The organism is Microbacterium sp. W1-4-2, assembly GCF_058349885.2.
In genome coordinates this window covers 467,329-491,226 of the sequence record NZ_JBYRJC020000003.1, presented here as the reverse complement: position 1 = coordinate 491,226, position 23,898 = coordinate 467,329, and the positions used below count along the sequence as shown (strand labels likewise).

Annotated in this window: 25 protein-coding genes, 1 tRNA gene and 1 pseudogene; 13 read left to right on the top strand and 14 right to left on the bottom strand. The window is 67.8% G+C overall.

The window, feature by feature from the left end; translation table 11 throughout:
- Positions 1–23 precede the first annotated feature (23 nt).
- Both AC3RX0_RS15000 and AC3RX0_RS14995 read left to right on the top strand, forming a co-directional pair.
- Complete coding sequence (locus tag AC3RX0_RS15000; protein ID WP_491506792.1) at positions 24–1,262, top strand: LCP family protein; 1,239 nt, start codon at positions 24–26, stop codon at positions 1,260–1,262.
- Between the two features lie 148 nt (positions 1,263–1,410).
- Positions 1,411–1,499 (top strand) — tRNA-Ser (locus AC3RX0_RS14995).
- Positions 1,500–1,890: 391 nt separating this feature from the next.
- On the opposite strand, the gene AC3RX0_RS14990 is transcribed toward AC3RX0_RS14995, so the two are convergent.
- The 8 genes and pseudogenes from AC3RX0_RS14990 to AC3RX0_RS14955 all read right to left on the bottom strand — a co-directional run bounded on the left by AC3RX0_RS14990 (position 1,891) and on the right by AC3RX0_RS14955 (position 8,749).
- Positions 1,891–2,190, bottom strand: a complete 300-nt coding sequence (locus AC3RX0_RS14990) for a hypothetical protein (protein ID WP_491506791.1) — start codon at positions 2,188–2,190, stop codon at positions 1,891–1,893.
- Positions 2,191–2,196: 6 nt separating this feature from the next.
- The gene (locus AC3RX0_RS14985) at positions 2,197–3,234 is read right to left on the bottom strand and encodes a 5'-methylthioadenosine/S-adenosylhomocysteine nucleosidase family protein (protein WP_491506790.1); all 1,038 of its coding nucleotides are present in this window, start codon (positions 3,232–3,234) and stop codon (positions 2,197–2,199) included.
- The gene (locus AC3RX0_RS14980; protein WP_498165999.1) at positions 3,231–3,587 is read right to left on the bottom strand and encodes a hypothetical protein; all 357 of its coding nucleotides are present in this window, start codon (positions 3,585–3,587) and stop codon (positions 3,231–3,233) included. The genes AC3RX0_RS14985 and AC3RX0_RS14980 overlap by 4 nt, the downstream gene beginning before the upstream one ends.
- A gap of 39 nt (positions 3,588–3,626) precedes the next feature.
- Positions 3,627–3,908 carry a hypothetical protein gene (locus AC3RX0_RS14975; RefSeq protein WP_491506788.1) on the bottom strand — a complete coding sequence of 94 codons (282 nt, stop codon included), beginning with the start codon at positions 3,906–3,908 and terminating at the stop codon, positions 3,627–3,629.
- A gap of 14 nt (positions 3,909–3,922) precedes the next feature.
- Positions 3,923–4,231 (bottom strand): hypothetical protein, encoded by a 309-nt coding sequence (locus AC3RX0_RS14970; RefSeq protein ID WP_491506787.1) that lies wholly within the window; start codon positions 4,229–4,231, stop codon positions 3,923–3,925.
- A complete protein-coding gene (locus tag AC3RX0_RS14965; RefSeq protein ID WP_491506786.1) occupies positions 4,228–4,497 on the bottom strand; it encodes a hypothetical protein in 270 nt (89 codons plus the stop codon). The genes AC3RX0_RS14970 and AC3RX0_RS14965 overlap by 4 nt, the downstream gene beginning before the upstream one ends.
- A 371-nt stretch (positions 4,498–4,868) precedes the next feature.
- Positions 4,869–6,263, bottom strand: a complete 1,395-nt coding sequence (locus tag AC3RX0_RS14960; protein ID WP_491506785.1) for an IS1380 family transposase — start codon at positions 6,261–6,263, stop codon at positions 4,869–4,871.
- 1,079 nt (positions 6,264–7,342) lie between these two features.
- Positions 7,343–8,749 (bottom strand): annotated as a pseudogene (locus AC3RX0_RS14955) (IS1380 family transposase).
- Positions 8,750–8,935: 186 nt separating this feature from the next.
- Between AC3RX0_RS14955 and AC3RX0_RS14950 the strand changes: the two are divergent.
- The 3 genes from AC3RX0_RS14950 (at position 8,936) to AC3RX0_RS14940 (ending at position 11,634) form a co-directional block, all read left to right on the top strand.
- Positions 8,936–9,664, top strand: a complete 729-nt coding sequence (locus AC3RX0_RS14950) for a DUF8453 domain-containing protein (RefSeq protein WP_491506784.1) — start codon at positions 8,936–8,938, stop codon at positions 9,662–9,664.
- Positions 9,665–10,253: 589 nt separating this feature from the next.
- Positions 10,254–10,523 (top strand): DUF2188 domain-containing protein, encoded by a 270-nt coding sequence (locus AC3RX0_RS14945; protein WP_491506783.1) that lies wholly within the window; start codon positions 10,254–10,256, stop codon positions 10,521–10,523.
- Between the two features lie 85 nt (positions 10,524–10,608).
- Complete coding sequence (locus AC3RX0_RS14940; protein WP_491506782.1) at positions 10,609–11,634, top strand: Gfo/Idh/MocA family protein; 1,026 nt, start codon at positions 10,609–10,611, stop codon at positions 11,632–11,634.
- 105 nt (positions 11,635–11,739) lie between these two features.
- On the opposite strand, the gene AC3RX0_RS14935 is transcribed toward AC3RX0_RS14940, so the two are convergent.
- A complete protein-coding gene (locus AC3RX0_RS14935) occupies positions 11,740–12,135 on the bottom strand; it encodes a hypothetical protein (protein ID WP_491506781.1) in 396 nt (131 codons plus the stop codon).
- A gap of 110 nt (positions 12,136–12,245) precedes the next feature.
- Between AC3RX0_RS14935 and AC3RX0_RS14930 the strand changes: the two genes are divergently transcribed.
- Positions 12,246–13,943: an MFS transporter gene (locus tag AC3RX0_RS14930; RefSeq protein ID WP_491506780.1), complete on the top strand. Its 1,698-nt coding sequence runs from the start codon at positions 12,246–12,248 to the stop codon at positions 13,941–13,943.
- A 50-nt stretch (positions 13,944–13,993) separates the two neighbouring features.
- Positions 13,994–14,641 carry a carboxymuconolactone decarboxylase family protein gene (locus tag AC3RX0_RS14925; RefSeq protein ID WP_491506779.1) on the top strand — a complete coding sequence of 216 codons (648 nt, stop codon included), beginning with the start codon at positions 13,994–13,996 and terminating at the stop codon, positions 14,639–14,641.
- On the opposite strand, the gene AC3RX0_RS14920 is transcribed toward AC3RX0_RS14925, so the two are convergent.
- On the bottom strand, positions 14,572–16,032 hold the full coding sequence (locus AC3RX0_RS14920; RefSeq protein ID WP_491506778.1) for an HNH endonuclease signature motif containing protein: 1,461 nt from the start codon (positions 16,030–16,032) through the stop codon (positions 14,572–14,574). The genes AC3RX0_RS14925 and AC3RX0_RS14920 overlap by 70 nt on opposite strands.
- Positions 16,033–16,227: 195 nt before the next feature.
- On the opposite strand from AC3RX0_RS14920, the gene AC3RX0_RS14915 reads away from it, so the two are divergent.
- From AC3RX0_RS14915 to AC3RX0_RS14905, 3 genes are all read left to right on the top strand, one after another.
- Positions 16,228–16,830, top strand: a complete 603-nt coding sequence (locus AC3RX0_RS14915) for a DUF998 domain-containing protein (RefSeq protein ID WP_491506777.1) — start codon at positions 16,228–16,230, stop codon at positions 16,828–16,830.
- A gap of 104 nt (positions 16,831–16,934) precedes the next feature.
- On the top strand, positions 16,935–17,705 hold the full coding sequence (locus AC3RX0_RS14910; protein WP_491506776.1) for an SDR family oxidoreductase: 771 nt from the start codon (positions 16,935–16,937) through the stop codon (positions 17,703–17,705).
- Between the two features lie 99 nt (positions 17,706–17,804).
- Positions 17,805–18,830, top strand: coding sequence for a magnesium and cobalt transport protein CorA (locus AC3RX0_RS14905; RefSeq protein ID WP_491506775.1), 1,026 nt, complete (start codon positions 17,805–17,807; stop codon positions 18,828–18,830).
- A gap of 23 nt (positions 18,831–18,853) precedes the next feature.
- Here AC3RX0_RS14905 and AC3RX0_RS14900 read toward each other — a convergent pair whose 3' ends face one another.
- A complete protein-coding gene (locus AC3RX0_RS14900; RefSeq protein ID WP_491506774.1) occupies positions 18,854–19,516 on the bottom strand; it encodes a histidine phosphatase family protein in 663 nt (220 codons plus the stop codon).
- Between the two features lie 123 nt (positions 19,517–19,639).
- On the bottom strand, positions 19,640–20,353 hold the full coding sequence (locus tag AC3RX0_RS14895) for a hypothetical protein (protein WP_491506773.1): 714 nt from the start codon (positions 20,351–20,353) through the stop codon (positions 19,640–19,642).
- Between the two features lie 132 nt (positions 20,354–20,485).
- On the opposite strand from AC3RX0_RS14895, the gene AC3RX0_RS14890 reads away from it, so the two are divergent.
- The 3 genes from AC3RX0_RS14890 to AC3RX0_RS14880 all read left to right on the top strand — a co-directional run bounded on the left by AC3RX0_RS14890 (position 20,486) and on the right by AC3RX0_RS14880 (position 22,093).
- Complete coding sequence (locus AC3RX0_RS14890; RefSeq protein ID WP_491506772.1) at positions 20,486–21,169, top strand: RNA polymerase sigma factor; 684 nt, start codon at positions 20,486–20,488, stop codon at positions 21,167–21,169.
- Positions 21,169–21,450 (top strand): hypothetical protein, encoded by a 282-nt coding sequence (locus AC3RX0_RS14885; protein WP_491506771.1) that lies wholly within the window; start codon positions 21,169–21,171, stop codon positions 21,448–21,450. The genes AC3RX0_RS14890 and AC3RX0_RS14885 overlap by 1 nt, the downstream gene beginning before the upstream one ends.
- 100 nt (positions 21,451–21,550) lie before the next feature.
- Complete coding sequence (locus AC3RX0_RS14880) at positions 21,551–22,093, top strand: DUF6328 family protein (protein WP_491506770.1); 543 nt, start codon at positions 21,551–21,553, stop codon at positions 22,091–22,093.
- A 15-nt stretch (positions 22,094–22,108) separates the two neighbouring features.
- Here AC3RX0_RS14880 and AC3RX0_RS14875 read toward each other — a convergent pair whose 3' ends face one another.
- Both AC3RX0_RS14875 and AC3RX0_RS14870 read right to left on the bottom strand, forming a co-directional pair.
- A complete protein-coding gene (locus AC3RX0_RS14875) occupies positions 22,109–22,261 on the bottom strand; it encodes a methionine/alanine import family NSS transporter small subunit (RefSeq protein ID WP_491506769.1) in 153 nt (50 codons plus the stop codon).
- Entirely contained in the window at positions 22,258–23,895 is a 1,638-nt protein-coding gene (locus tag AC3RX0_RS14870; protein WP_491506768.1) for a sodium-dependent transporter, read from the bottom strand. Before AC3RX0_RS14870 ends, AC3RX0_RS14875 begins: the two co-directional genes overlap by 4 nt.
- Positions 23,896–23,898 lie beyond the last annotated feature (3 nt).

Below are 23,898 nucleotides of genomic sequence, written 5' to 3'. Positions count from 1 at the left end.
GCGTGGTCGATGAGAGGTCACACGTGCGCAGCGATCCCATCTCCGACGAGCGGCAGCCGGTCGGTCAGCACGCGAAGAACCCGTCGCCGCGGACGTTCGGGCAGGTGCTGAAGCTGGTCGCGGTCGCCGTGGCCGTCGTGGTGGTCGCGGCATCCGGAGTCGCCGCGTACGCGGCCTTCCAGCTCGGGTCGACGTTCTCGTCGCACGCGGTGGCCCTCGAGGGGCAGGGGACCCCGCCGCCCGACGTCGGCGCGATCTCCGGCGGAGTGAACCTGTTCCTGGCCGGCACGGATGTCTGCGAGCCCTCGTACGCCGCCCTGTTCGGCAACCGGTGCAAGGGGCAGGATGCCGTGGGGGAGCGCAACGACGTCAACCTGCTCGTGCACATCTCCGACAACCCGCGTCGCGTGACCGTGATCTCGATTCCGCGCGACCTCGTGATCCCCACGCCCAGCTGCACGCGCCCCGACGGATCCGTCGCACCCGCGACCCAGGCATCCATGGTCAACTCCACCTACGGATACGGCGGCCTCTCGTGCGTCGTCAAGACCGTGTCGCAGCTGAGCGGCATGAAGATCCCGTACGCGGCGAAGATCACGTGGGGCGGGGTGATCCAGCTCACCGACGCGATCGGCGGGGTGACCGTGTGCGTGGCCAACGGCATCGACGACCCGTACACGCACCTGCACCTGTCGCCCGGCATGCACACGATCTCGGGGCTGACGGCGCTGCAGTTCCTGCGCACGAGGCACGGCGTCGGCAACGGGGGAGACCTGGGCCGCATCTCGAACCAGCAGCAGTACATGTCGCGCCTGGCCCGCAAGCTGATGAGCCAGGGGACCCTGTCGAACCCCGCGCTGCTGCTGAAGCTGGCCACGGTCGCCGTGCAGAACATCACGCCCAGCGCGACCCTGACCGACCCGCTGACGCTCGTGCAGATCGCGCTGGCCGTCAAGAGCGTGCCGTTCGGGCAGATCGTGTTCGTGCAGTACCCGACGATGGCCGACCCCGTCGACCCCAACCGGGTGGTACCCGACGAGCCGGCCGCGCGGGCGCTGTGGGCGGCGCTGGCGGCCAACGAGAAGCTCGTGCTCACCGGTGGGGCGAGCCAGGGCAACGGCGTGGTGGTCGAAAAGCCGACGACATCGCCGAGCCCGACGCCGTCTGCGTCGCCTTCTGCGTCCGGTGCCGGTGTGAGGCTGCCGTCGTCGATCGCCGGTCAGACGGCGGCCGAGCAGACCTGCTCGAATGGCAACGGGTGACGCCGGTGACGGGCGGTGATGGATGCCTCGACCCGTGCTCTCGGGTCGCTCGGCCGTCTTCTGCCGTGGCTCTTGGCCCGGTTCGTGACGGGTGCGCGGACCGGTTATCATGGACAGACGCGTTCGCGCCCTCGGGTGCCGGATGCATGGAGACGTCGCATAGTCAGGCCTAGTGCACCACCCTGCTAAGGTGGAGTCCTCGTAAGGGGACCGAGGGTTCAAATCCCTCCGTCTCCGCGCAAGAATACCTGATCAGAAGACGAATCTTTCGCTTGGCATCGTGGACCTCACGGTTCAGCTCGGGCGGCTTTCGGCCCTCAGGGGTCCCCCAGGGGGACCTTTGGGTGCCCCTGGGGCGCGCCACCCTCACCACGCTCGTGCCTCGGAGGGCCCAGAAGCCGCGTGGTTCCACGGAAGTCGGTCGGCTCGACGGCGTGAGGGCACCACCCCGCACAGGTGGTGTCCCCCTTGACGACGTCGAGGTCCCGAGCGGCGCGCGTTTGACGCACCGCCTCCGCGCACTTCACCCGGGCGGGGCCCCCGCGCCCGTCGAGTTGGGCGGGTGTCGCCAAACACGCGCAGCGCGCATGACGACCGGTCATCGAACGCCTGCCACGGATGGGGGGAGCTAGACGGTTTCGGTGCCGTCCGTGGCTTTGGGCGGCGTCTCACGGTTTCGCCCGGCGGCCTTTGCCGAAGTCTTCAACGCCTGAGACACGGCCTGGGGCGTCTTGCCGAGAGTGGCGGCGATCTCCGTGCCGAGCATGCCTGCATCTGACAGAATCCGATCGATGTTTCGGGGCCGCGGGGTAGCGAGGTCTGCAGTTCGACGGAGGTGCTGATCCACCACGATCGATAGCAGGGCGCTCAACTTTCGATCCATGCTCTGGATAGCTGAAATGAGTTCTTCGTGCTCTGTCTTCACCATGGTTCCTCACTCGCTTGTGCGTTTCGCTTCCGTGGAACGGATCAGACCAGATGCGACCGTAAGCGCGAAGGCAGCCGCCCGGCTCGCAGCGACCGGCTGCCATGCCTTGTCGCTCTGAGCTGACTTCCCGTCAATGACATCTGAGATTCCTCGAATGACGAGAGCTTCGATGCCCGGATACCCCGATAGGGAGGCGTGGAAGCCGTACCCCTCCATCTCAACGGCTTGCGCGTCGTTGCAGTGGTCCTTGATCCACAGTGCGGTGGGAGCCTCAGTTGAAGCCAACAGTCTCGGGCCGGCCGCGATCGGCTTTACTAGCGCAATAGGTTCACGAGCGTCAGAATTCGGGGAGTGGCGCTTTACGAGCGAGACCCATGCTCTAGAGGAGGCAACCACCCGCGCTCGTTGAATCGCGGCGTAGCTCGCTTGGGCCGTCTTGATACGTGCCCCGACAGGCCCGTCCCCCTCCTTCGCGGATGAGTAGTCGTAGACGTGGTCAGCAGCAACGACGTCGCCGATGTTGACATCATCCTTCAGGCCACCCGCCACTCCGACGAATAGCGCGATCCGCGGGCTGAAATGGTGAATGGCACGCTCGGTCTCCATAGCCGCGGACTCGTTGCCGGGCGCCGTAACAATGACAGCCACATCGAATCGGGGGGATCCAGGGAAACGACCCACCTGGTAAAGGGAACCCGTCGTTGGGTGCTCGACCTCGCGGATATCCTCTAGATACTCCGCAACAGCTTCTGCCTCAAGCGAGAGCGCTGTCACGATCATGACCAACGGAACTGTTTCCTCTTGCTTGCTCGACTCATCGGTACGTACGGCGTCAAGGATTTCATTCGCGAACTCGGCCGCCTTGGTCTTGGTGAGACCGTTCGGCACGGAGAACTGTTCAGGGACGTCGGAAGGCAAGACCTTCACCGAATCGCGGTGGGACTTCACGAGCAAGTCCAGCAGGGCGGGTCCGTCCCGAAACCCACGAGCGCGACACCTCTGAGTGAGCGTCCGAACGATCTTGTGCTCGGCAGCCTGCGTCACAGACCCAAGCCCAACTTGTTCAGGTCACGCTCGATATGCAGCGCCGTTGCGATCGTCGTACGCCGGTAGACCCTACTCCCGTGAAGTCGATGGTCCGGCGCAATTAGGTGATACTCGTTGAATAGCACCTCGAGCTTGCGGCTGACGCCTGCGCGACTTCCCCCTGGAACACCTCGCCTCGTCAACTCCTTGACGATTGCCGCCTGCGTGGTCTCTCCATCACACATCAGGAAGACGAGTCGGGCGGCTTGATCCTTTTCGAGAAAGGCCAGAATCTCGGCCTTGGGCTTCGCGCCTCCCGCACGGAGTAGCGCAGAGGTGATCGCTGAGACGTCATCGAGCTGATTTCTCATCGCTGCTATCTCGGCGTACAGGTCCAGACTCTCGGGCAATTACTCGGCCCCTCCGGTCGTTTCCTTCTTGGCCGGCGGGTCAGCGGCTTTGCGAGCGCGTCGAATGGCCATGCGCACGGTGTCGGGCTTCTTGCCGAGCAGCGGTCCGATCTGAGTGGGGTGGAGGCCAGCATCCGCCAGCAGCACCTCTGTTTTACGCGCGGTTGTACGAACTGGGTCGTGTTCTCGCTCATCGGCGAGAAGCGCAACCAGTGCAGCCAGCAGCGACTGTTGAGCAGCCGGGGCAACGGGCTCCACGTAGTCCTCATCGTCATTGGCCACTTCGAGCTCCCTTTCTACAAAAGGCCGGTCGATCTGTAAGCAGAGGAGACCGTCGCCCCTCGCTGTGCCAGCGCGCGTCGTGCGAGGAGGTCTGAGACTCTGCGCTGCACGGTACGCTTCGCTGATCCAGAGATCCGCACCGCTTCATTGATCACGGTGCCGGCCGGTGTCCAGTCTTCGCAGGTGTCAAGAATCGCCGCAACCACGGCATCAGATCGAAGGTCAGATCTCGCAGCCTTGATCTCCTCGGCGTAAGCGAGCTGAACCACGCCAAGTAGCAGGTCCATTTTTTCCAGCATCTGCTGCTCGTACTCAGGGGTCATTCGTCGGCCTCCTTTGCACGCTTGTTCTTCTGCGCGGACTCGCGTCGCAGTGTCGAGCGCACCCCTTCGTAGGCCTTGCCGAGGGATTCCGCAATCTCAGCGGGTGTGAAACCTGCCGAGTTGAGCACCGATTCAGTGCTTCTCAATCGAGGTAGACCGGTCAGCCGGGTACTAATCGCATCGTCCCGCTCTGCTGCGAGGAGTGCCAGAATCCCGGCCAGAAGTTTGTCGACGCGGTCAGACGAACTGCTTGATGGCGTAGACATTCGATCCCCTTCTCGAACACCAATGTTGATGCAACTTAACTTGTACCAGAGAATCCGCCTCTCAACGAAGCATTTTCGCTGACCTTCCTTGATTCAATGTCTTGCTCCAGTTCGGCGTGGCCCGCCAACCGTCGCTGATACGCAGTCAGCTCCGCCGCATTCGGCGGCCAATATCCGACGACTGAGCGGACATGGACGCGCGACTCGCGCGACTCGCCTCGATCTTTCGTCGGTTGGCTGACGTGGTGTGGTCGGCGTTGTTGCCGGGGTTGTGACGCTGATTGTGGCATGTGGGTACGACAGTTGCCGCGTTGCGCTGCGGTCGCGGGTCTCCGGGCTCCGGGTCGTGGTGGTGACCGAGATCGATGGCGTCAGCCGGAGGGCGCGGGCAGGGCGCGGAGCCGGCTGATCGCGGTGAGCGCGATGCTCGCCCATCGGGACCGGTTCGACAAGTGCAGGATGGTGCGGCGCCCGTGTCGGGCGATGCTGGCAGGGATCGTGAAGAGCCGGTGCCGCAGGCGTTTGGGTTCCCACCGGCGGGCCTTATGGCCGGGGTGGGCGAGGAGCCCGGCCCAGGCGAGCAGGTCGCCGGCGGCGGCGACGATCGCGCACCAGATCCGGTTCTGATCGAACCCTTTGAGGGTAAGGTTGCGCAGCCCGGCGTCCTTCGCCTGCCGGATGCGGTCTTCGCAGCGTGCGCGGCGGCGGTGACGCAACTCGAGGTGCGGCAGCTGTCCGCGTTTGCTGTTGGTGGCGAATGCGGTCAGCCGGTACCCGTCGACGTCGTCGAAGCGGAGCCCGGCGCCGGGGTGGGGACGTTCCCGGCGCACGATGACACGCATTCCTTCCGGCCATCCGGTCAGATCGAGGATCCCTGTCAGCTCGGCCACGGCGGCACTATCACGGACCTCGCCGTCGGCGTCGAGCGCGGGTTCCCTGGCATGGTGCTCGGTGAGGAGCTCGTAGAAGGCGGGGGTGTGGAACGGGAGCGTGAACCCGACCGAGTACGACAACCGCCGCTTCGTGAGCCAGGTCACGAACTCTTTCGTCCCGCCGGCACCGTCGGTGCGGATCAGCACGCTCTTGCCCGGTCGGGACCTCCCACCGGGCAGCTGAGCGAGGGCTGCTGTCACGACAGCGATGTGGTCGGCGGCGGTGTTCGACCCGGCGTTCCCGGGTCGCAACCGGATCGCGAGTATCTCCCCAGTGCCGGCGGGGCCGTGGTCGACGAACGCGCAGAGGGGGTGGAACCCGAACCCGCGCTTGAACGTGGGGGCCGCGTCCTCCTTCTCTGAATGCGCGGTGATCAGCGTCGCGTCCAGATCGATCACCAACGGCCGATCCGCCGAGATGTCGGCGTCGGGAGCGTGCCCACCAGCCAGAGCCCACGCAGTCGCACGCCCTTCCTGCCGGGCGGCGCTGATCGCGGTCAGCACCTGGTCCGCATCAGCAGCCAGCGCCGCGATCGTGCGGGACACCGTCGGATCCGGCGCAACCGGCCCATACGCGCCCGGCTCCGCGCGCACCGTCGCCAGATCAGACAGCGCATCCCCGCCAAGCGCGAGAGCGACCGCGAGATCGAGGATCACCTTGCCCGGGTCATGGACCGCGAACCGCTTGCGCCACGGCCCGAGCGCCGCCGCCATCGCCCGGTCCAGGCCCGTCGCGCGGATCGTTTCGGTCAACATGACACCGCCCGCATGCCCGACCGCGGGCACGTCCGCGGTGTCGATCTGAAGCCGCGGATACGACCCGGTAGTCTTCACCTTGAAGGTGCTCCTTTGAACTGGACGAATTGGACCTTAAGCAAGATCAATTCTCCCAGATCAGGAGCACTTTCCCCGTCTACGCCACAACACCAAGCACCCTCACCGATGAAAGCCCGAGGTTAGCGGAGGACGCTTCATTCCTCGCAAGTGTGGACGTGCTTGAGAAGTATGAGGCAACGCGCACGGTATATCTTCTGCGGACCGCCCACCAGCACGATGACAACCAAGCTGCGGTCGACTTCTACAACAGATGGGTGGGGAAGAAGCCGATCGATTGGGAGGACGCGGTGGAGCGACTTCTCGAGCAAGTCGATGAGTATCTACGCGCGCTAATTCGGGCAGCGCAAGCGGTCCGCCGGTCTCGCACCCTAGCTCAGCAATGGAGGGATTCTAGTTCGGTGTCGGTCTCGTCGGTGTTCGCGTCGGTCTGTCGAGATCTCAGCCTGTCCTTTTCATATGGGGCTAGGCAGGCGAAGATGCGCGCGGTTGAGGGGCGCTACAGGCGAGAATGGTCGGCTGGCCCGAAGCGACAGATCATCGCCGATTTCTGCGTCCAAGAGGCCCTCTCCGAGTCAGGAGTCCTTCCCGTTGACTACTCGGACATCCTCGACGAACTCGGACTGCTCGGATCGCGGGACCCTCGGCCGTACTCGCGCTTGCGTATGCAACGGCGCGAGCGCTACCAGGGCTGATTGGCGACGACTTCACTCGGGCACGTTCGGGCGGGTTGGATCGGGTGGGCGACAGGTTCGAGGCCCGAGCCCGTAGGACATGCGTTCGCCGACCGTCTGTGCTGTGCGTAACGGATCGCGTAACACTGAGGGCGTTCGAGCATTGCTTCACGCCGTCGACCACGCCTCGAGCCGCGCCGGACGCGTGTGCTATCGAGTGCATGTGGGCGCGTCGTCCCACCGCCGGTTCGCCCACCAGCCTTAGCCTCGATCCACCGGTGAGCCTGGTGGGGGCGGGGTCGGCGTGATCGGGGCGTGGCGGTTGGTGGCGTGCAGGGGTGTGTCCCGGGCGCCGCATCCCGGTCGTCCGCGTGGTCGTTTGGTCGTGCCGCGTCGCGGCGTTGGTCATGTAGTTGCTGGCTGCGGGGGTGCGTGCGTGACCGTGAGCAGGCGCGCGAAGGCGTTCTCCCATGGCCAGGCCTCGGGGAGGTGCGGTGTGATCCGGCGTGCGGAGCGGGCAAGGCGTGCGGGCACGTGGATGAGGGCGCGGCGGACCGTCGCGGTTGTCGCTCTCGCGAGCCGCCCGGTCCGGTCGGCGATGATCCCGGCAGCGCGGGTGAGGTTGAACGCGATCACGGCGAGCACGAGCCAGGCACTGTTCGCGGTGAAAACGCCGGAAGGCAGGTGTGCGAGGGGGCCGTTCTTCAGGTCAGCGTGGACTTGCTCGATGATCGCGTGACGACGATGCGTCTTGTCGGCTTCGACCGTGTCGAACTCGGCGGGGTCGGTGGTGGTGAAGAACGCGTGATGCCACGTGTCGAACAGTGTCGGCTGGTCCACCTTCTTGGGGTTCAGGTCGGGGATGCGCCGCACGACCAGCCGCCCCGTCACGTGTTCGGTCTTGCGCCGAGAGCGGAACGCGGTGAACGGGACCTTGGCGACTTCGGCTTTGGAGACCCACTGCCCGGTGGCCTCGTCCCGGATCGCGTCGGTGTATTCGATCTTCGTCCACGCGTCCTCCGGGATGGTGGCGATCGCGGCTTTCACCGCGGGGTCCATCCGGACGGTCACCGATACGTCCGTGCCTGCTCGGGTCGCGGTGCCGATGGTCGCGTTGCCGTAGAACGCGGAATCCGCCCGTAGCAGCACCCGCGTAGTGCCTGCGCCCGTGTTCATCCGGCGCAACGTCGCGAGGGCGCCTCCGACGATCCGTGCCGCTCCCTTCGGGGACCCGGTCTGTCCCTTCCGCAGCCGCTGGGCAAGGATCACCGGCGCCGACGAGGGCGTCGATGCTGTCGCGAGCAGCGCATTCAGGCCGCGCACGCCGGAGTACCCGAACCCGGCGCCCTGCTTCTGATACCCGTGCACCTCGACGATCGTGTCGTCCAGGTCCACCATCACCCGCTCACCGCCCCGGACCTACAGCAACGGCGCCTGAGAGGCCAGGCCGCCGAGCACACGGGAAGCGACCGCGTCGAGCTGGCGAACATGCCCGAACCGGAACTCGCGCAGGAACGAGCCCAGCGTCGACGGCGCATACGTACGGTGAAACAGGCTCCCCATGCCGCCGTGGCGGAGCAGGTTCATGTCGTCGATCGAGTCCGCGCCGGCGAGCATCCCCGCGACCAGCGCCACCACCTTCGCGCCCGCGTTCGCACCCTTGTCCGTCGGCACCGTCAACCGGCCCCGCGCGAGCTCGCCCAGTCCCGCCGAGCGCGCCAGCCGCAGCAACGGCACCAGCCCCGCAGCCGACACGAGATTCGGATCGTCGAACACCGCGGACACTGCCGCCGGAGCGTGCTTGAATTGCATCTACGAGATGCCTCTCGGATCGGTTGAACAGTGGCCTAGACAATCACTATTCTCCCCGATCAGATAGGCATTTCAGCGTCATGACGCCCACCCAAAACCCAGCCCCATCGGTGGATCGAGGCTTAGTCGCTCGGACTTGCGTCGCCGTCAAGTACCGATTTCGAATGGTGTGTCAGCATCGAGAGCATGATTGATGACTACCTGGATCGTCTACTATCGGCCCTCGAAGCTGGTCCCTCTCTAACCGACTGGATTGCGGCGATCGCGGCGGCCGTCACTGCAGCGATCGCGCTGGGTGCGCTCTGGTTTGCGTGGCACCAGGTTAAGGAGGCGAAGGCCGCCCGGGAGCTCGCTCGACAACTTGAGATTGAACGAGCCCAGCCATACGTCGTCGCGTTCACCGAGGAATCGGCCGCAACCAACCTAGCCATCGATCTCGTAGTCAAGAACTTCGGTCCTACCGCTGCGACGAACGTTCGAATCGACCTCGAACCATGGCCCCAGCGGGCGAACCGTCGGGACTCTGGGACTCGTGTCGGAATTCCCACGTTCGCGGTGCTTGCGCCCGGGCAAGAGTGGCGGACTTCGTGGGTCTGGGCGCCCGATAGGAAGGACTCCGGATTACCGGACCGCCATGAGGGGACAGTGACGTTCCAGGGCCTCGAAGGCGCTGTCCTTACGTCGCCAGCGGTCCTCGATCTCAGTATCTACACAGAACGAGAGTGGATTGAGGTTCGGGGGATTCACGACGTTGCGCAAGCAGTGCGCGACATCCGCGATAACCAGAAGAAGTGGACCGAAGGAGTCACTGGCCCTCTAAGCGTAGTGGCGAGAGATGGAGCTGCGAAGGATGCGCGTGAGCGAGAGCGCATCGCCGAACTCCGGCGACGGCAGGATGAATCACGTGAGAGGTGATGCCTAGCGCAGTACATCCGATGGGGATGCAGCCCAGCCGACAACGGGGGCCTGGATCCTGGACCTCGACGGTGACTCGCCCACGCGTCGGCTGCGACTCTGGCTTCAACACTCGAGTCGGTTGCTGGAGACAGTCGCGCCCATCTGCGACAGCGGCAATGAACTCGTCATCCATCCGATGAGAGCACGCCCGCAGATGCTCGACGTGCTGCTGTGGCGGCTGTCCGAAGTTGGAAGATTTCTGGAAGGCGCGAATCGAAACGCAACGCTCTGAACACATACGAGAACCACTGAACTCAGCCTGGACACCCCCTGAATCCGCATGAAATCAAGGGAACTCGAGCCCAACGCGCCCACCTCATCGGCCGCCTTCAGTATTCAAATCCCTCCGTCTCCGCCAGTGTTTCCAAGGGTTGGGGTCCATCCCGTTGACACGGATTTGCGATCCGTTGACGGCGATGGAACGGCCAAAGCTTCACCGTTGCCGAGTGAGCGCCCGTGACCGCGCCTGGCGTATTCGGCTGTAGTCGAGGACCGGCTCACCGCCGAGGATGCTCCGTCGGATTCGACGAGTTGAGGAGGAGCGGACATGGATGAAGCAAGCTCTACCGTGAGGATCATCACGAGGTCGAACCGCGGCCAATGGGAGAATCATGTCGACGCACATCCTGGCCTGTCGCAGAGCTTCGCGAGCCGCGAGGAGGCGATCGCGGCAGGCGCGGCGCTGGCGGCAGAACGAGGCTTTCGTCATGTGGTCGAGCCCGCTGAAACGACGGGAGCGATCACCGGCCCAGGGACGGAGGCCGAGTCGGATGTGACGGACGCGGATGGGATGCCGTTGGAGAAATCGCTTGGATGATCCCTCCGATGAAGTGTCGCGGAACAAGCAGCTCGACCATCGACCGGATTTGAGTATGTTCTAGACGCGAGGAAGCGGGTGGATCGTGAAGCAGAGTGGCTCTGTAAAGGTCGGAATCGTCGGCGGCGGGATCCGCGGCGGCATGTTCGCGCGAGCGTTGCAGGAGAATCCGCACGCCGAGGTCGTCGCGATCTGCGATCGCAGTCCCGCGGTGCTCGACGGCATGGCGGCGGAGTTCGGCATTCCTGGGTACGCCGACGTCTCTGACATGCTCGCCGCCCACCCCGAGCTGGACGCGGCGGTGATCGCCACACCGGACTTCGCCCACCGGGAGGTGGCCGTCGCGTGCGCGCGAGCCGGGCTCGACCTGATGGTCGAGAAGCCGCTCGCGACGCAGGTCGACGACGCGAAGGAGATCGTCGCGGCGGCCGAGGCATCCGGAACCAGAATCATGGTCGGCTTCGAGAACAGATGGAACGTGCGCTTCTCGTCGGTGCGCGAACGACTACGCAGCGCTGGATCACGGGTGACGGCGCAGATCATCAGCCTGAACGACACCGTCTACGTCCCGACCCAGATGCTGTCATGGGCTGCCAAGAGCTCGCCGGCGTGGTTCCTGATGCCCCACTCACTGGATCTGGCCTGCTGGATGAGCGGTGCGCGTCCGGCGTCCGTCTACGCCGTGGGGTCGCGTGAGGTCCTCGCCGCATCGGGCATCGATACGTGGGATCGGATCACCGCGATCTTCACCATGGACGACGGCTCGCACGTCACGCTGAACTCGTCGTGGGTGCTGCCCGCGTCGATGCCCGCCGTCTTCGACTTCCGTTACGAGATCCAGTCGACGACGGGCGTCGTGCACATCGACGGTGCGAACCAGGGCGTGGTCGACTACGGGCCCGAGGGCATGTCGTGGCCGCAGACCGCGGTGTACGAACGCAACGGCCGCATCCACGGCATCCCGATCGATATGGTGAATGACTTCGTCCGCTATATCCGCGATGGCGACGTGGACGTTCCCGGCCCGCAGGAAGGACTGATGATCACCACGGCGATCGCCGCCGTGCACCAGTCGCTCGAGACCGGTCGGGTCGTCGAGATCTCGGGCTGAGCGTCCGTGCTGCCTCGCCTGCGCCCACAAGACGCGGTCTGAGCTGATCCGCGACGCACTGACTACTACGCCGTGTGACGGTTCACGGGTGTGTCCGACCGGCGGTCAGGCTGCCATGGCCAACTCGCCGTAGCCCATCGCGATCAGGAACGTGAGTCCTGCCAGCATGATCGATGTCGGGGTCATGATGGTGCGCTCCGGCTTGCTGCGCGAGGCGGCGTTCATGAGGATGCCGAGGGCGGAGAACGCGAATGCGACCCACATCGCGATCTCGGAGAACGACTGCGCCAGCAGGTCGAGCGCACCGACCCTGTCCCAGGCCAGCGTGACGATGATCGCGTAGATCAGGATGGTCGCCGCGCTCCCGACACGCAGCCGGGTCGGGAGCACCCGCTCCTGCCCGCCCCAGGCGAAGCGACCGAGCGGGGCGCCGAGGGCGAGTGCGAGCTGGAAGGCCGCGAGCAGTCCGAGGACGACGGTGAGGGCGAGCGCGAAGGGCACGCGCTCACCATATCGCCCGAGAAAACGCTGGACAGCGACCCCGCCGGGGTTGATCATGAGTTCAGTCAGTAGTTCTGGGGATGTCTGCGCTGGTCCGGGGAGGCCTGCCGATGAGCGACACGGCGACTGACAGCCGACGGGGCGTCGCGCTGTTCAAAGAGAACGCCGCCACGGTCTGGACCAGCCGCAATGTCCGGCGCATCCAGCTGGCGTATCTCGGGGCGGCGATGTGCCAGTGGGCCTACGCCATGGCCATCATGGTGTGGGCCTACCACGAGGGCGGAGCGGCCCTGGTGGGCGCGTGGGCCGGCGTCCGATTCCTGCTGACGGCGCTGCTCACGCCGATCGGGGGAACGATCGCCGACAGGATGTCGCGACGCGACTACATGCTCACCGTGAACGGCATCTGCCTCGTGCTCGTCGGGATCACGGCATCCGCCATCTTCTTCGACCTCAACATGTGGGTGGTGCTCATCCCCGCCACGCTTCTGGCGATCATCGGTGCGACCTTCCGCCCGGCGCAGGCGGGCCTGTTGCCGCAGCTCGTCGAGAACCCCAAGCAGCTGACCAGCGCGAACGCGACCGCCGAGATCATCGACAGCACGGCGCAGTTCGCCGGCCCCGCCATCGCGGGCCTTCTGCTCGGCGTCGTCGGCATCGTTCCCGTCGTGCTGCTGAACGCGCTCGGGCTGGCATGGTCGCTCGTGCTCGTGGCCGGAGTCACTCGCGACGCCCCCGAGGAACGAGGCAAGAGCGAGACCGACGGACTCGGCGTGGTCGGCGAGGTCGTCGAGGCCGGCGAGAAGGAGGGGTCGTTCCTCGCCGAAGCGGCCGGCGGGTTCGTGGCCATCGCGAAAGACCGCGACCTGGTCGCCATGTCGGGCCTGCTCGTGGTCAACGGCATCCTCGCGGGGCTCGTGAACGTGCTGGTCGTCGTGGTCGCCGCGCACATGCTGGGCGATGCGAACAAGGTCGGGTTGCTCAACGCGGTGCTGGGCGCGGCGACGTTCGCCGGCGGGTTCATCATCCTGGGGCTCGCCGGCAGAGTGCGCCTGGGCCGGCTGATGGTCGTCGGCGTCCTCGGCTGGTGCGTACCGCTGCTGGCCCTGGGCGTCGCGCCGCAAGCGGTCGTGGTGTTCATCGCGTTCGTGGTCATCGGACTGTGCGACCCGATGATCAATGTCGGATTCGGCACCATCCCGCCGCGCCTGGTCTCGAATCGGGTGCTGTCGCGCGTGTTCGCCGCCATCGAGTCGATGCTCATCGGTGCGGCGGCGCTGGGCGCGTTCCTCACCCCGATCCTGATCGGCTGGCTGGGACTCGGCCCCGCGCTCATCTCGCTGGGCATCGTCGGCACGGCGCTCACCCTGCTGTGCGCCGTGCGCATCCCGCACCTCGACTCGCGCCTGACGCCGCCGCGGGGCCTGTCGCTGCTCGAGAAGGTGGACCTGTTCCGGCCCCTCGCCCCGCAGGTGCTCGATCGGATCGCGCACAAGCTCGCCCCGGTCTCGGTGCCCGCCGGTTACGTCATCGTCGCCGAGGGCGGTCTGTCGGACCGCTTCTACCTCATCGAATCCGGCGAGGTCGAGGTCACCAAGGACGGCCGGACGCTGCGCACCGAAGACACCGGCGACGTCTTCGGCGAGATCGGGCTGCTGCGCGACGTGCCTCGCACCGCGACCGTGCGCGCGAGCAGCGACGCCGTGCTGCTGACCCTGGAGCGCGACGACTTCCTCGACCTCGTCTCGAGCGACGCAGGCGTGCTCGGCAACGTCCAGGAGCTCGCCACCCGCCGCCTCGTGACCTGAGCCGATCGACCGGGCCCGCGGCATCCACCCCACCGCACGATGGAGGAGCCATGATCGTCGAACCACCTGCCGCCGATGCGGTCGAGGGCCATGCCGCGCAGATGTACGCGAACGACGTCGCCGCCGACGGGTTCGTGTTCGGCTACACGCAGGCGATGGCCGTCAACCCGGACGCGCACTCCGCGTTCGAAGCGCTGATCCGCGCGATCGTCCCCTCGATCGGGGTGCGCGTGTTCGAGCTCGCGACGCTGGGAGCTGCCCGCGGCATCCGCTCACCGCACTGCCTGCTCGCGCACGGCCGCAAGACCCTGCGCGCGGGCCTGATGGACGAGGACCAGCTCGCCCGCCTGGGCCGCGACTACCGGGACGCGGAGCTGGATGCCGGGGACGTCGCCGTCATGGCGTACGCAGAGAAGCTGTCGATGGATGCCGCAGCCATGACCGATGACGACGCCCGGTCGCTGCGCGATGCCGGCTTCACCGACCGGCAGATCGTCGACATCACCCTCGCCGCCGCGGCGCGCAACTTCTTCAGTCGCACGCTGCTCGCCCTCGCCGTCCCCGTCGAAGCGGTGCCCGGGATCGACGTCGAACTGGCCGAAGCGCTGCTGAGCCCGTGTCAGGACGTTCAGAAGGGTGGGTCGTCGCCGTACTCGAGGGATTCCGCGGGACGCGATCCGGGCGGGGCTTCGCCATAGCCGAATATCGCGTAGAGCCGTCTGCGCACGGCGGCATACGGGTCCGTCGTGGTGTACCCGGTGGGGTATTGCACTTGGATGGTGCCGTCGTCACGTCGATGATGCTTCAATCGGGTGGCATCTTTGAGGGCGTGGTCGGGGTCGCAGAGCGGGTCGAGGTTCGTGATGTCGGTCACGCCGCGGTCGGGACCGTGGAAGGCGCAGTGGTGGTCGATGTCGGCGTCGATCGCGAGTCGGTCGCAGCCGTCGACGAGGCAGGTGCCGTGAGTGAGGGCGAGCCACGCGCGCTGCGGGCCGGTAGCTTTGCGGGATCGGCGGTCCATGTCGAGGATGACCCCGGTGACCGGGTCGGTGATGACCCGGGTGAACGCCCCTGCATCGAGCAGGAGCTGCCGGGCTGTGGCGTCGTCGATCGGCCCATGGCCGGGGATCAGGCAGTCCTGGTTCAGGTCCAGCCCTGTCAGAGCGCCGCGCGGCCGATTGCGGGTGGCTCTCGGGTCGTCTGTGCGGACGGTGGCTCGTGCGGCGGGGGTGAGCTTGTCAAGGGGAACGGTGACGAACACCTTGGTCTTCACGATCGGCCGGCCGTTGCCCTCCCCGGTGAGCCGGCCGGTGGCGAGGTCGGCGTGGATCTGGTCTCGGGTGCGCCCGTCGCGCTCGGTGTCGGTCATGGCCTTGGCGGTCGCGGTGAAGGAGTGGTCGATGGCATGCGCGGTGCGTGCAGGCATCAGCAGGTGCAGCCACGCCATGCCGTCGTCAACGTCTTCCACGTACACGCACCGTCTCGCGAACGCATCCGCGTGCCGTGTCGTGCGGGTCGTCTCGGTGAGCCGGTCGGCGAGCTCCCTGCTCTTGCGTTTCGTGGCGGTCGCGGACGCGTGCAGGGCGACTTTCGTCATCACCTCGTCGAACACGGCCAGCAGGTCGGGGTCGTCGGCGAACGCGTTCAGCTGGGCGAGCATCGCGTCCACATGCGCGACGGTGATCAGTCCCTCTCGGGCGGTGTGCCATGCGTGCGGCAGGCTCGCACGGGCGCGCTGCGCGGTACCCGACTGGGACCGCACCTGGTGTTCGGTCAGTCCCAGCCGCGACGCCGCCTCGCTGACCGCGCATCGCACGGCGAGCTCTGCGTCCCCGCCCAGCAGGGAACCCGGATCCCGCCGCGGGCGCCGACCTGCGCGTCTGCCGAGCGGATCGTCGGCGTCCAGTTCGGTACGCACGTACACGTGCGGATTGTCTCGGGCGAACTGCAGCGCGTCCGCGAGCGCCTCGCACCGGCGCGCGTCCCGCCGGTTCGTCTCGTACTGCCCGGCCTCGGCATCCTGGAACAGCGCGTTCAGCACGAACACGTCATCCGCGTGCTCCACGACCGGCTGCCCCTGCGATTCCATGGTTCGATGATAGCATCTATGTTCGATGAATAGAAGGGGTGATCTTCGAACATGTGGATGAACGGGCACGGGTGCGACGCCGCGCATGCGCCGGGGCTGAGCACAGCATCCGACGCGGGCGGCGGATTGCTGCGAGCTCGGCATGAGCGGGTGCCCGGTGACCCGGGTGCCGCCCCGCGGCGAGATGATCCTCTCGTGGCCGTCATCCTCGCCGTCATCCAGCTCGTTGCGACCGCTGCGCTGCTGGTGGCCCTGGTCGCGCTGCACCTGGCGCCCACCGGGCTGTCGGCGGTGACCGCGCCGGTGAGCCAGTACGCGCTCACGCGGTTCCGCGCCGGCTACACCACGGCCGCCGCATCGGCCGCCGTCGCCGCCGCGGCCGGGGCGCTGTTCCTGGCGCCACTGGCCGAGGCCGCGGCCGTCGTCGTGCTGCTGTGGGTGTTCGCCGTCGCCCGGGCGCTGATCCCGTTCTTCCCGATGGACGCACCGGGCGCCCAGCGCACCCGGTCCGGCGGCATCCACTCCGTGCTCGCCCTCGTCGCGTTCGTCACGGTCACGCTGGCGGCGATCGGGGCGGCGGCGCCGTTGCGGGATGCCGGGTACCCGGCACTCGCGCCCCTCACACGCATCTGCGCCGCGGTCATGGTCCTCGGGTCGATCGGCACGATGGCCGCGGGCCGGGTGGCCGCGCTGCGCCCGGTGTTCGGCCTGGTCGAGCGCCTCATCTACGTGGGCTTCATCGCGTGGTTCGGAATCCTGTCGATCGCGTTCCTGCTTCATCCCGGCATCCCCGCCTGAGAGGCCGGGACCGGAGCCGTGCCCGCCGCCCCGCGACGTGGCAGGATTCCCGGTGGCGGGGCCGTGCAGGCCGCGCGCAGCGAACCAGGCGAAGGAGCCGCGGGATGGGCGACACGACGGGTCAGAGGTTCGAGGGCAGAACGGCGATCGTCACCGCGGCCAGTCGCGGGATCGGCGAGGCCATCGCCGCACGCCTGGTCCGCGAGGGGGCCCGGGTCACGATCACCGGCCGCAAGCCCGACGCGCTCGCCGAAGCCGTCGAGCGGCTCGGCGGACCCGGGCGCGCCCTCGGCGTCCCCGGGCACGCCGACGACCCGGCCCACCAGCAGGACGCGGTCGCCCGCACGATCGAGGCGTTCGGCGGCGTCGACCTGCTGGTGAACAACGCGGGCATCAACCCCGCGTACGGTCCCCTCATGGGCGTCGACCTCGACGTCGCCCGCAAGATCGTCGACGTGAACGTGATCGCGGCGCTCGGCTGGACCCAGCACGTGCACCGCGCCTGGATGGCCGACCACGGCGGCGCGATCGTGAACATCGGCTCGCTGTCGGGCCGGCAGCCCGCGCCGGGCATCGGGATCTACGGTGCGAGCAAGGCGATGCTCATCCACCTCACCGAAGAGCTCGCGGTCGAACTCGGGCCCGGCATCCGGGTCAACGCCGTCGCCCCGGCCGTCGTCAAGACCCGGTTCGCCACCGCCCTGTACGAGGGCAAGGAAGAGGCGGTCGCCCAGGCGTATCCGCTCAAGCGCCTGGGCGTGCCCGACGACGTCGCGGGCGCCGTCGCGTTCCTGCTCAGCGACGACGCCGGCTGGATCACGGGGCAGACCCTCGGCATCGACGGCGGCGTGTTCCTCACCGGCGGTGGCATGTGAGCGACCTGCCCGGTCTGGATCTCGCCGCGCTGGCGCCTCCCGCGGGCTGACCGGCGTCGCGACCCGGATCACCGGCGCCCGCATGCCACACTGGAGCGCGTGACGGTCATCGGCAACGCGATCTACGCGGGCGACGGGCAGCGGGTGGCGACCCCCGCGAGCCTGGATGCCACGTGGGAGGCGCTGGCCGAGCACAGCGGCGGGTTCGCCTGGATCGGCCTGTACCGACCCGATGCGACCGAGATGGGCGCCGTGGCCTCGGAGTTCGACCTGCACCGCCTGGCGGTCGAGGATGCGCTCAGCGGGCACCAGCGGGCAAAGCTCGAGCAGTACGCCGACACCCGGTTCCTCGTGCTGCGCCCCGCGCGCTACATCGACGCCGACGAGCGCGTCGAGTTCGGCGAGGTGCACCTGTTCGTCGGCGCGAACTTCGTGGTGGTGATCCGGCGCGCCGAGGCTCCCGACCTGGCCCGGGTGCGCAACCGCCTCGAGCACGAGCCCGAGCTGCTGGCCCGCGGCCCCCTGGCCGTGCTGTACGGCATCGTCGACCGTATCGTTGACGACTACGCCCCGGTCATCGCGGGCCTCGAGAACGACATCGACGAGATCGAGGAGCAGCTGTTCACCGGAGACTCCGCCGTCGCCAAGCGCATCTACGACCTCTCCGGCGAGGTGATGGAGTTCCAGAGGGCGGTCAAGCCGCTCGCGCAGATGATCGAGACCGTGCGCGGTCGGCTGCCTGAGTCCGACGACGCGTCGCTCGAGCTGCGCCGGTCCTTCCGCGACGTCGCCGACCACGTCATCCGCATCACCGAGAAGGCCGACGAGCTGCGTCAGACCCTGCAGAACGCGTTGTCGGTCAACGCGACGCTGGTGGCGCAGCGGCAGAACGACGAGATGCAGCGGCTCAGCGAGACGAGCCTCAAGCAGGCCGAGCAGGCCAAGAAGATCTCGAGCTGGGCGGCCATCCTGTTCGCGCCGTCGCTGATCGCCGGCATCTACGGCATGAACTTCCATGGCATGCCGGAACTGTCGTGGCCGTTCGGCTATCCGCTCGCGGTCCTCGTCATGGTCGCCTTCAGCACGAGCCTCTATTTCATCTTCAAGTCCCGCAACTGGCTGTAACGGCCGGTCTCACTCGGTGTGCCTCACTCGGCCGGCTCGCCCGTGGGGTCGGCTTCGACCGTCATCCGCAGCTCCGCGCCGCCGGCGGGCTCCGGTGACCACCGCACCAGGCTCCACCCGGCATCCGGATCGCCCTCGGCTTCGATGAGCGCGGTGTTGTGCAGCGGCGTGTGCTCCATCAGCTCGGCGCCCAAGCCTCGCACCCGTCCGCTGGCCCACACGCGGATCGCGGCTCCGTGCGAGAAGACGACGAGGGATGCTGCGGCCTGCCGCGCGGCGCGATCCACCGCGTCGTCGAACCGCTCGAAGAAAGCGCCGCCGTCCATGTCGGCGCCGGGCATCCTCGGGCGCAGATCGCCCTGGGCCCACGAGAACGCCGTCGCGATGTAGGCGCGCACCGACTCCGCGTCGCTGCGCATCTCGAGGTCGCCGGCCTCGATCTCCTGCAGGCCGTCCAGAGCGAGGGGCGCGATCTCGCGGTCGGCCGCGAGCGGCGCCGCCGTCAGAGCCGTGCGCTGCAGACGCGACACCGCGATCGTGTCCACCCCCTGCGAGCGCAGCGCCTCGGGGATCGCCGCGGCCTGCCGGTGGCCGAGCGCGGTCAGCCCCGGACCCGGCACCCCGGTGTCGAGCAGGCCCGCGACGTTCGACGGGGTCTGGGCGTGACGGACGAGGAGGAGGCGCATGCCTCCATCCTCGCGTGCGACGGCGTGCCGTGCCCACCAGGGGCGTGGGACCTCGATCCGGCCCGATCGCACACGAGGGAATCGTTGGCCGTGCGACCGGGCCGGATGGATCGGGCGAGCGTCTCAACGGAACATGCTCGGGAACTGCTGGATGATGCCGGCGGCGAGCATGTCGGCCATGTCCTGCATGTGCGCCTCGGCGACGCCGTAGTCGGCGATGGCCTTCGGGTAGTCGCCGGCCAGCGCGTCCGACGCATAGGCGACGGTCTGGGTGATGTGCGTGCGCATCATGTCCTCCATGTCGCTCTTCGTCCAGTGCGGGTTGGCCGCGGCCAGGAAGTCGCCGATCGCGACGGCGTTGGCGTACCAGGCGTCTAGGGCGGTCTTCAGCGCCGCGCTGTCGCCGGCCTTGGCCGCGGTGAGCACCGGGACGGCGTCTTCGATGTGCGCGGTCAGCAGAGTGGTGAGCCGGTCGCCGGCGGCATCGCCGTAGTAGGGCCGGATCGCGTCGCCGAGGTCGGCCTGGTTCTGCAGCAGCCGCTGCAGCGACGGGGTCAGCGCGGGGGAGTCCTGGACGAAGGCGATCACCGTCGCGTAGGTCCACTCCATGTGCTGCGCCCACAGGTGCGCCATCGTCGTGTACAGCGGGATCTGTGCGCTCGTGGCCGGCTTCATGTGCATCGACGACATGTCCATCGCGCTCATCGCGGCGGGTGCGCCGGCGGCTGCCGTGTCGGCGGGCGCGGTGCTGCAGCCGGCCAGACCGAACGTGCCGAGGATGCCGACGGCCGACAGGGCGGCGACGGCGATCCGCGGGCGGCGGGTGTGTGCGTTCATGATCGGGTGCCTCTCGGATCAGGGTGGCTGATTGCCATGTCGATCAGTGCTGCCGCGCCCCCGCGTCTTACCGCCGCCGGCCGATTCGCGAACACCCGGTAAGAACCGGCCGGTCGGTGATACAAACAGGTCATGGACAACCGTGCCGAGGGGCTGCTCGACCGGGACGACCCGCTCGACGACGACGCGGGCGCCGGTGAAGAGGATGCCGCGGACTACGACTGGATCGGCGGACTCGCCGGCGACCGGCCGGCGCGGGACGAGGCGATCCGCCGACTGCACGCGCTGATGATCCGCGCCAGCCGGTACAAGCTCGCCCAGATGAGCGAGGCGCACCGGCTGGGCCGTGCGCGCGCCGAAGAGATCGTGCAGTCCAGCGCCGACGAGGCCACGGTCGCGGTGCTGCGGCGGCTCGACAGCTTCGAGGGCCGCAGCCGCTTCACGACCTGGGCGTACAAGTTCGCGATCCTGCACACCGCGACCGCGGTGCGGCGCGAACTGTGGGCGCACACCGAGGTCGACCTGAGCGCGATCCCGGAACCTGCCTCCGAGCGCGGCGACCCGCTCGCGCATGCCGAGGGAAACGCCCTGGCACAGGCGCTGCGGCGGAGCATCGACGAGTGCCTCACCCCGCACCAGCGGCGCATCCTCGTCGCGATCGTCGTGGAGGGCGTCCCGATCGACGTCGTCGCACAGCGGCTGAACACGACGCGCAACACCGTCTACAAGACACTGCACGACGCCCGCAAGAGACTTCGGGAGAACCTGCAGGCGCAGGGATTCCTGCCACCTGCGGTCGCCGAGGAGGTGAACTGATGAACGCTGAAGAGCCCTGGTCGCGTGCCGTCCTGGCCCAGGCCGCCCCCGATTTCGAACCGTGGCTGTCGTGCGACGGATGCTTCGACGGCTCTGACCTCGTGCTCGAAGACCTTCTGGAGCGCGACGTGCCGCTGCCGGCAGAGTTCCGCGCGCACCTGGCCGGGTGCGCTGCCTGTCGCGACGAGATGGAGACGCTCGCCGAGCTGAGTGCGATCGACCGCGGCATCGACCCGGTGGTGGTGCGGGCCCGACTGGCGGCGCAGATCGCACAGCGGTGACGCCCGGCGGGCAAGCCCCTGGCGATCCTCGGTCGCGGGTGCCATCATGATCCGATCCCGGCAACGAGGACCGGCACTGCCGCCGATCGAGGGAGGAAGCATGACCCCTGCCGACGACCGCGCCGATGCGGACGGGACGCGGGCACGGGATGAGGTGACCTCACGGGCGGGCGACGCGAAGCGCGACGGTCGCGACGAGAGCCCCGCCGAGCGCGCCGACCGCAACTGGGTCGAGATCGTGCAGGAGCTGCGGGTCACCCAGACCGGGACCCAGATCCTCGCGGGGTTCCTGCTGACCGTGGCCTTTCAGTCCACCTTCGGCGGACTCGCGCCATACCAGCACGTCGTGTATCTCGCCCTGGTGATCGTGGCGGCCGCGACGACGACGCTCGGCTTCGTGCCGGTGAGCCTGCACCGGCGCCTGTTCCGCCGGCACGAGAAGCCGCACCTGGTGAGCCAGGGAGACGCGATCCTGAAGATCGTCCTCGTGCTGGTGAGCGTGCTCACCGCCGGCGTCGTGTTCTTCCTGTTCGACGTCACGCTCTCGCTCACGGCCGGCGTGCTGGCGGGGAGCCTGGTCGCCGTCGGCATGATCCTCGTGCTGCTGGTGTACCCGCTGCTGAGCGATCGTCGTCGTCGCTGACCGTGGGGCCCGGGCTCACGCGTCGGTCGCGGCTGACTCTGCGTCGTCGGCGTCCGGCGGATACATCCGCCGCTCGGGGTGGATGCTGAGGGCGATCGCGCTCGCGATCAGGCCGCCCCACACCAGCACGGCCGACAGCACCAGGAACGTCACGGCGACCGGGGTCATCGTGCCACCCCCTCGATCGCGGCCGCAGCTGCGGCATCCCGTCCCGCGTCGACGGACGTGGATGCCGCGTCCGCCGGATCCGGCGGCCACGGTGTGAAATCGTCCGGCGAACGGTGCCAGCGCAGCATGGGCATGACGATCGCGGCGAGCACGAGGAACGCGATCGTGCCCCAGCCGAGCGTGACGAGATACCAGGCGGGCAGGTCCGAGTAGCCCTCGGCCGCGACGGTGATGACGCGCTGGATCAGCATGTAGCCGAGCACGACCGGGGCGACCACGCCGATGAGGGCGATCCAGACGCGGCCGACGGCGAACGTCGACAGCGAGTTGAGATGATGGCGCAGCTCGGGTCCGCGTCGCAGCACCCAGACCACAAGCACGGTCATCATGATCGCCGAGGCGACGACGCCGACGTTGTTGGCCCATTCGTCGATGACGTCGAGGGCGAGAAGACCGGTCGTGGTCGAGAACAGCGCCACCGACAGCACCATCGACACTCCGCCGACGCTGATCGCGGCCGCAGCCCGCGACATCCCGAACTTCTCCTGCATGGCTGCGCACACCACCTGCAGCACCGAGATGAGCGACGTGAACCCGGCCACCGCGAGCGAGCCGAAGAACAGGCAGCCGAAGATCGGGCCGCCCGGCATCTGCGACACGATCGCGGGGAACGTCATGAACGACAGGCCCACGCCGGTGAGGTTCTCGAGCTGGTCGATGCCGACGCCCTGCTGCGCCGCGAAGAAGCCGAGCGTGGCGAACACCCCGATGCCGGCCAGGATCTCGAACGACGAGTTCGCGAACGCGACCACCAGGCCCGGGGTCGTCAGGTTCGAGCGGCGCCGGCGATACGAGGCGTAGGTGATCATGATGCCGAACGCGATCGACAGCGAGAAGAAGATCTGGCTGTACGCCGCGATCCACACGCTCGGGTCGCCGAGAGCCTGCCAGTCGGGCGTGAACAGCGCGTTCAGCCCGTCGGCGGCGCCGGGCAGGAACAGCGCCCGCACCACGAGGATCGAGAAGCCGATCGCCAGCAGCGGCAGGAACACGACGTTGACGGCCTGCAGGCCGCGGGCGACGCCGAGCATGAGCACGACGATCGTGGCGACCCAGATCAGGACGAGCGGGATCAGGATCGCGGGCACGAACTCGGCACTCAGGCCCGGGTCTCCGGCACGCAGGAAGTCGTTCACCAGGAACGACGTCGGGTCGTCGCCCCAGCGCAGATCGAACGAGAACACGAAGTAGCTGACAGACCAGGCGATCACGACCGTGTAGTACAGGCCGATCACGAACGGGATCGCCGCCTGGAACCACCCGAGCGACTCGGTGAACCGGCCGAAACGGCCGCCGATACGGCGGAACACGGTCGGGGGAGAGCCGCGGAACCGGTGGCCGAGCGCGTAGTCGAGGAACAGGATCGGGATGCCGGCGGTCACGAGCGCGACCAGGTACGGGATGAGGAACGCCCCGCCGCCGTTCTCGTACGCGACGCCGGGGAACCGCCAGATGTTGCCGAGGCCCACCGCCGATCCGATCGCCGAGAGGATGAACCCGATCTGGCCGGTCCACTGCTCGCGGGGCTGGGCGGGAGCAGGCTCGGTGCGCGGCACGCGCGTGGAATCGGACATCGG

Coding starts and splice junctions, on each gene's coding strand:
- AC3RX0_RS14900 (WP_491506774.1), bottom strand. CDS start 19,516: ATGCGCCTCCTCCTCGTCCGTCACGCCCAGACCCCGTCGAACGTCGCG.
- AC3RX0_RS14910 (WP_491506776.1), top strand. CDS start 16,935: ATGGGCGACACGACGGGTCAGAGGTTCGAGGGCAGAACGGCGATCGTC.
- AC3RX0_RS14875 (WP_491506769.1), bottom strand. CDS start 22,261: ATGACCCCGGTCGCCGTGACGTTCCTGGTGCTGTCGGCCGTGCTGGTG.
- AC3RX0_RS14965 (WP_491506786.1), bottom strand. CDS start 4,497: ATGTCTACGCCATCAAGCAGTTCGTCTGACCGCGTCGACAAACTTCTG.
- AC3RX0_RS14945 (WP_491506783.1), top strand. CDS start 10,254: ATGGATGAAGCAAGCTCTACCGTGAGGATCATCACGAGGTCGAACCGC.
- AC3RX0_RS14890 (WP_491506772.1), top strand. CDS start 20,486: ATGGACAACCGTGCCGAGGGGCTGCTCGACCGGGACGACCCGCTCGAC.
- AC3RX0_RS14980 (WP_498165999.1), bottom strand. CDS start 3,587: ATGAGAAATCAGCTCGATGACGTCTCAGCGATCACCTCTGCGCTACTC.
- AC3RX0_RS14950 (WP_491506784.1), top strand. CDS start 8,936: ATGATTGATGACTACCTGGATCGTCTACTATCGGCCCTCGAAGCTGGT.
- AC3RX0_RS14880 (WP_491506770.1), top strand. CDS start 21,551: ATGACCCCTGCCGACGACCGCGCCGATGCGGACGGGACGCGGGCACGG.
- AC3RX0_RS14970 (WP_491506787.1), bottom strand. CDS start 4,231: ATGACCCCTGAGTACGAGCAGCAGATGCTGGAAAAAATGGACCTGCTA.
- AC3RX0_RS14925 (WP_491506779.1), top strand. CDS start 13,994: ATGATCGTCGAACCACCTGCCGCCGATGCGGTCGAGGGCCATGCCGCG.
- AC3RX0_RS14990 (WP_491506791.1), bottom strand. CDS start 2,190: ATGGTGAAGACAGAGCACGAAGAACTCATTTCAGCTATCCAGAGCATG.
- AC3RX0_RS14870 (WP_491506768.1), bottom strand. CDS start 23,895: ATGTCCGATTCCACGCGCGTGCCGCGCACCGAGCCTGCTCCCGCCCAG.
- AC3RX0_RS14920 (WP_491506778.1), bottom strand. CDS start 16,032: ATGGAATCGCAGGGGCAGCCGGTCGTGGAGCACGCGGATGACGTGTTC.
- AC3RX0_RS14895 (WP_491506773.1), bottom strand. CDS start 20,353: ATGAACGCACACACCCGCCGCCCGCGGATCGCCGTCGCCGCCCTGTCG.
- AC3RX0_RS14930 (WP_491506780.1), top strand. CDS start 12,246: ATGAGCGACACGGCGACTGACAGCCGACGGGGCGTCGCGCTGTTCAAA.
- AC3RX0_RS14885 (WP_491506771.1), top strand. CDS start 21,169: ATGAACGCTGAAGAGCCCTGGTCGCGTGCCGTCCTGGCCCAGGCCGCC.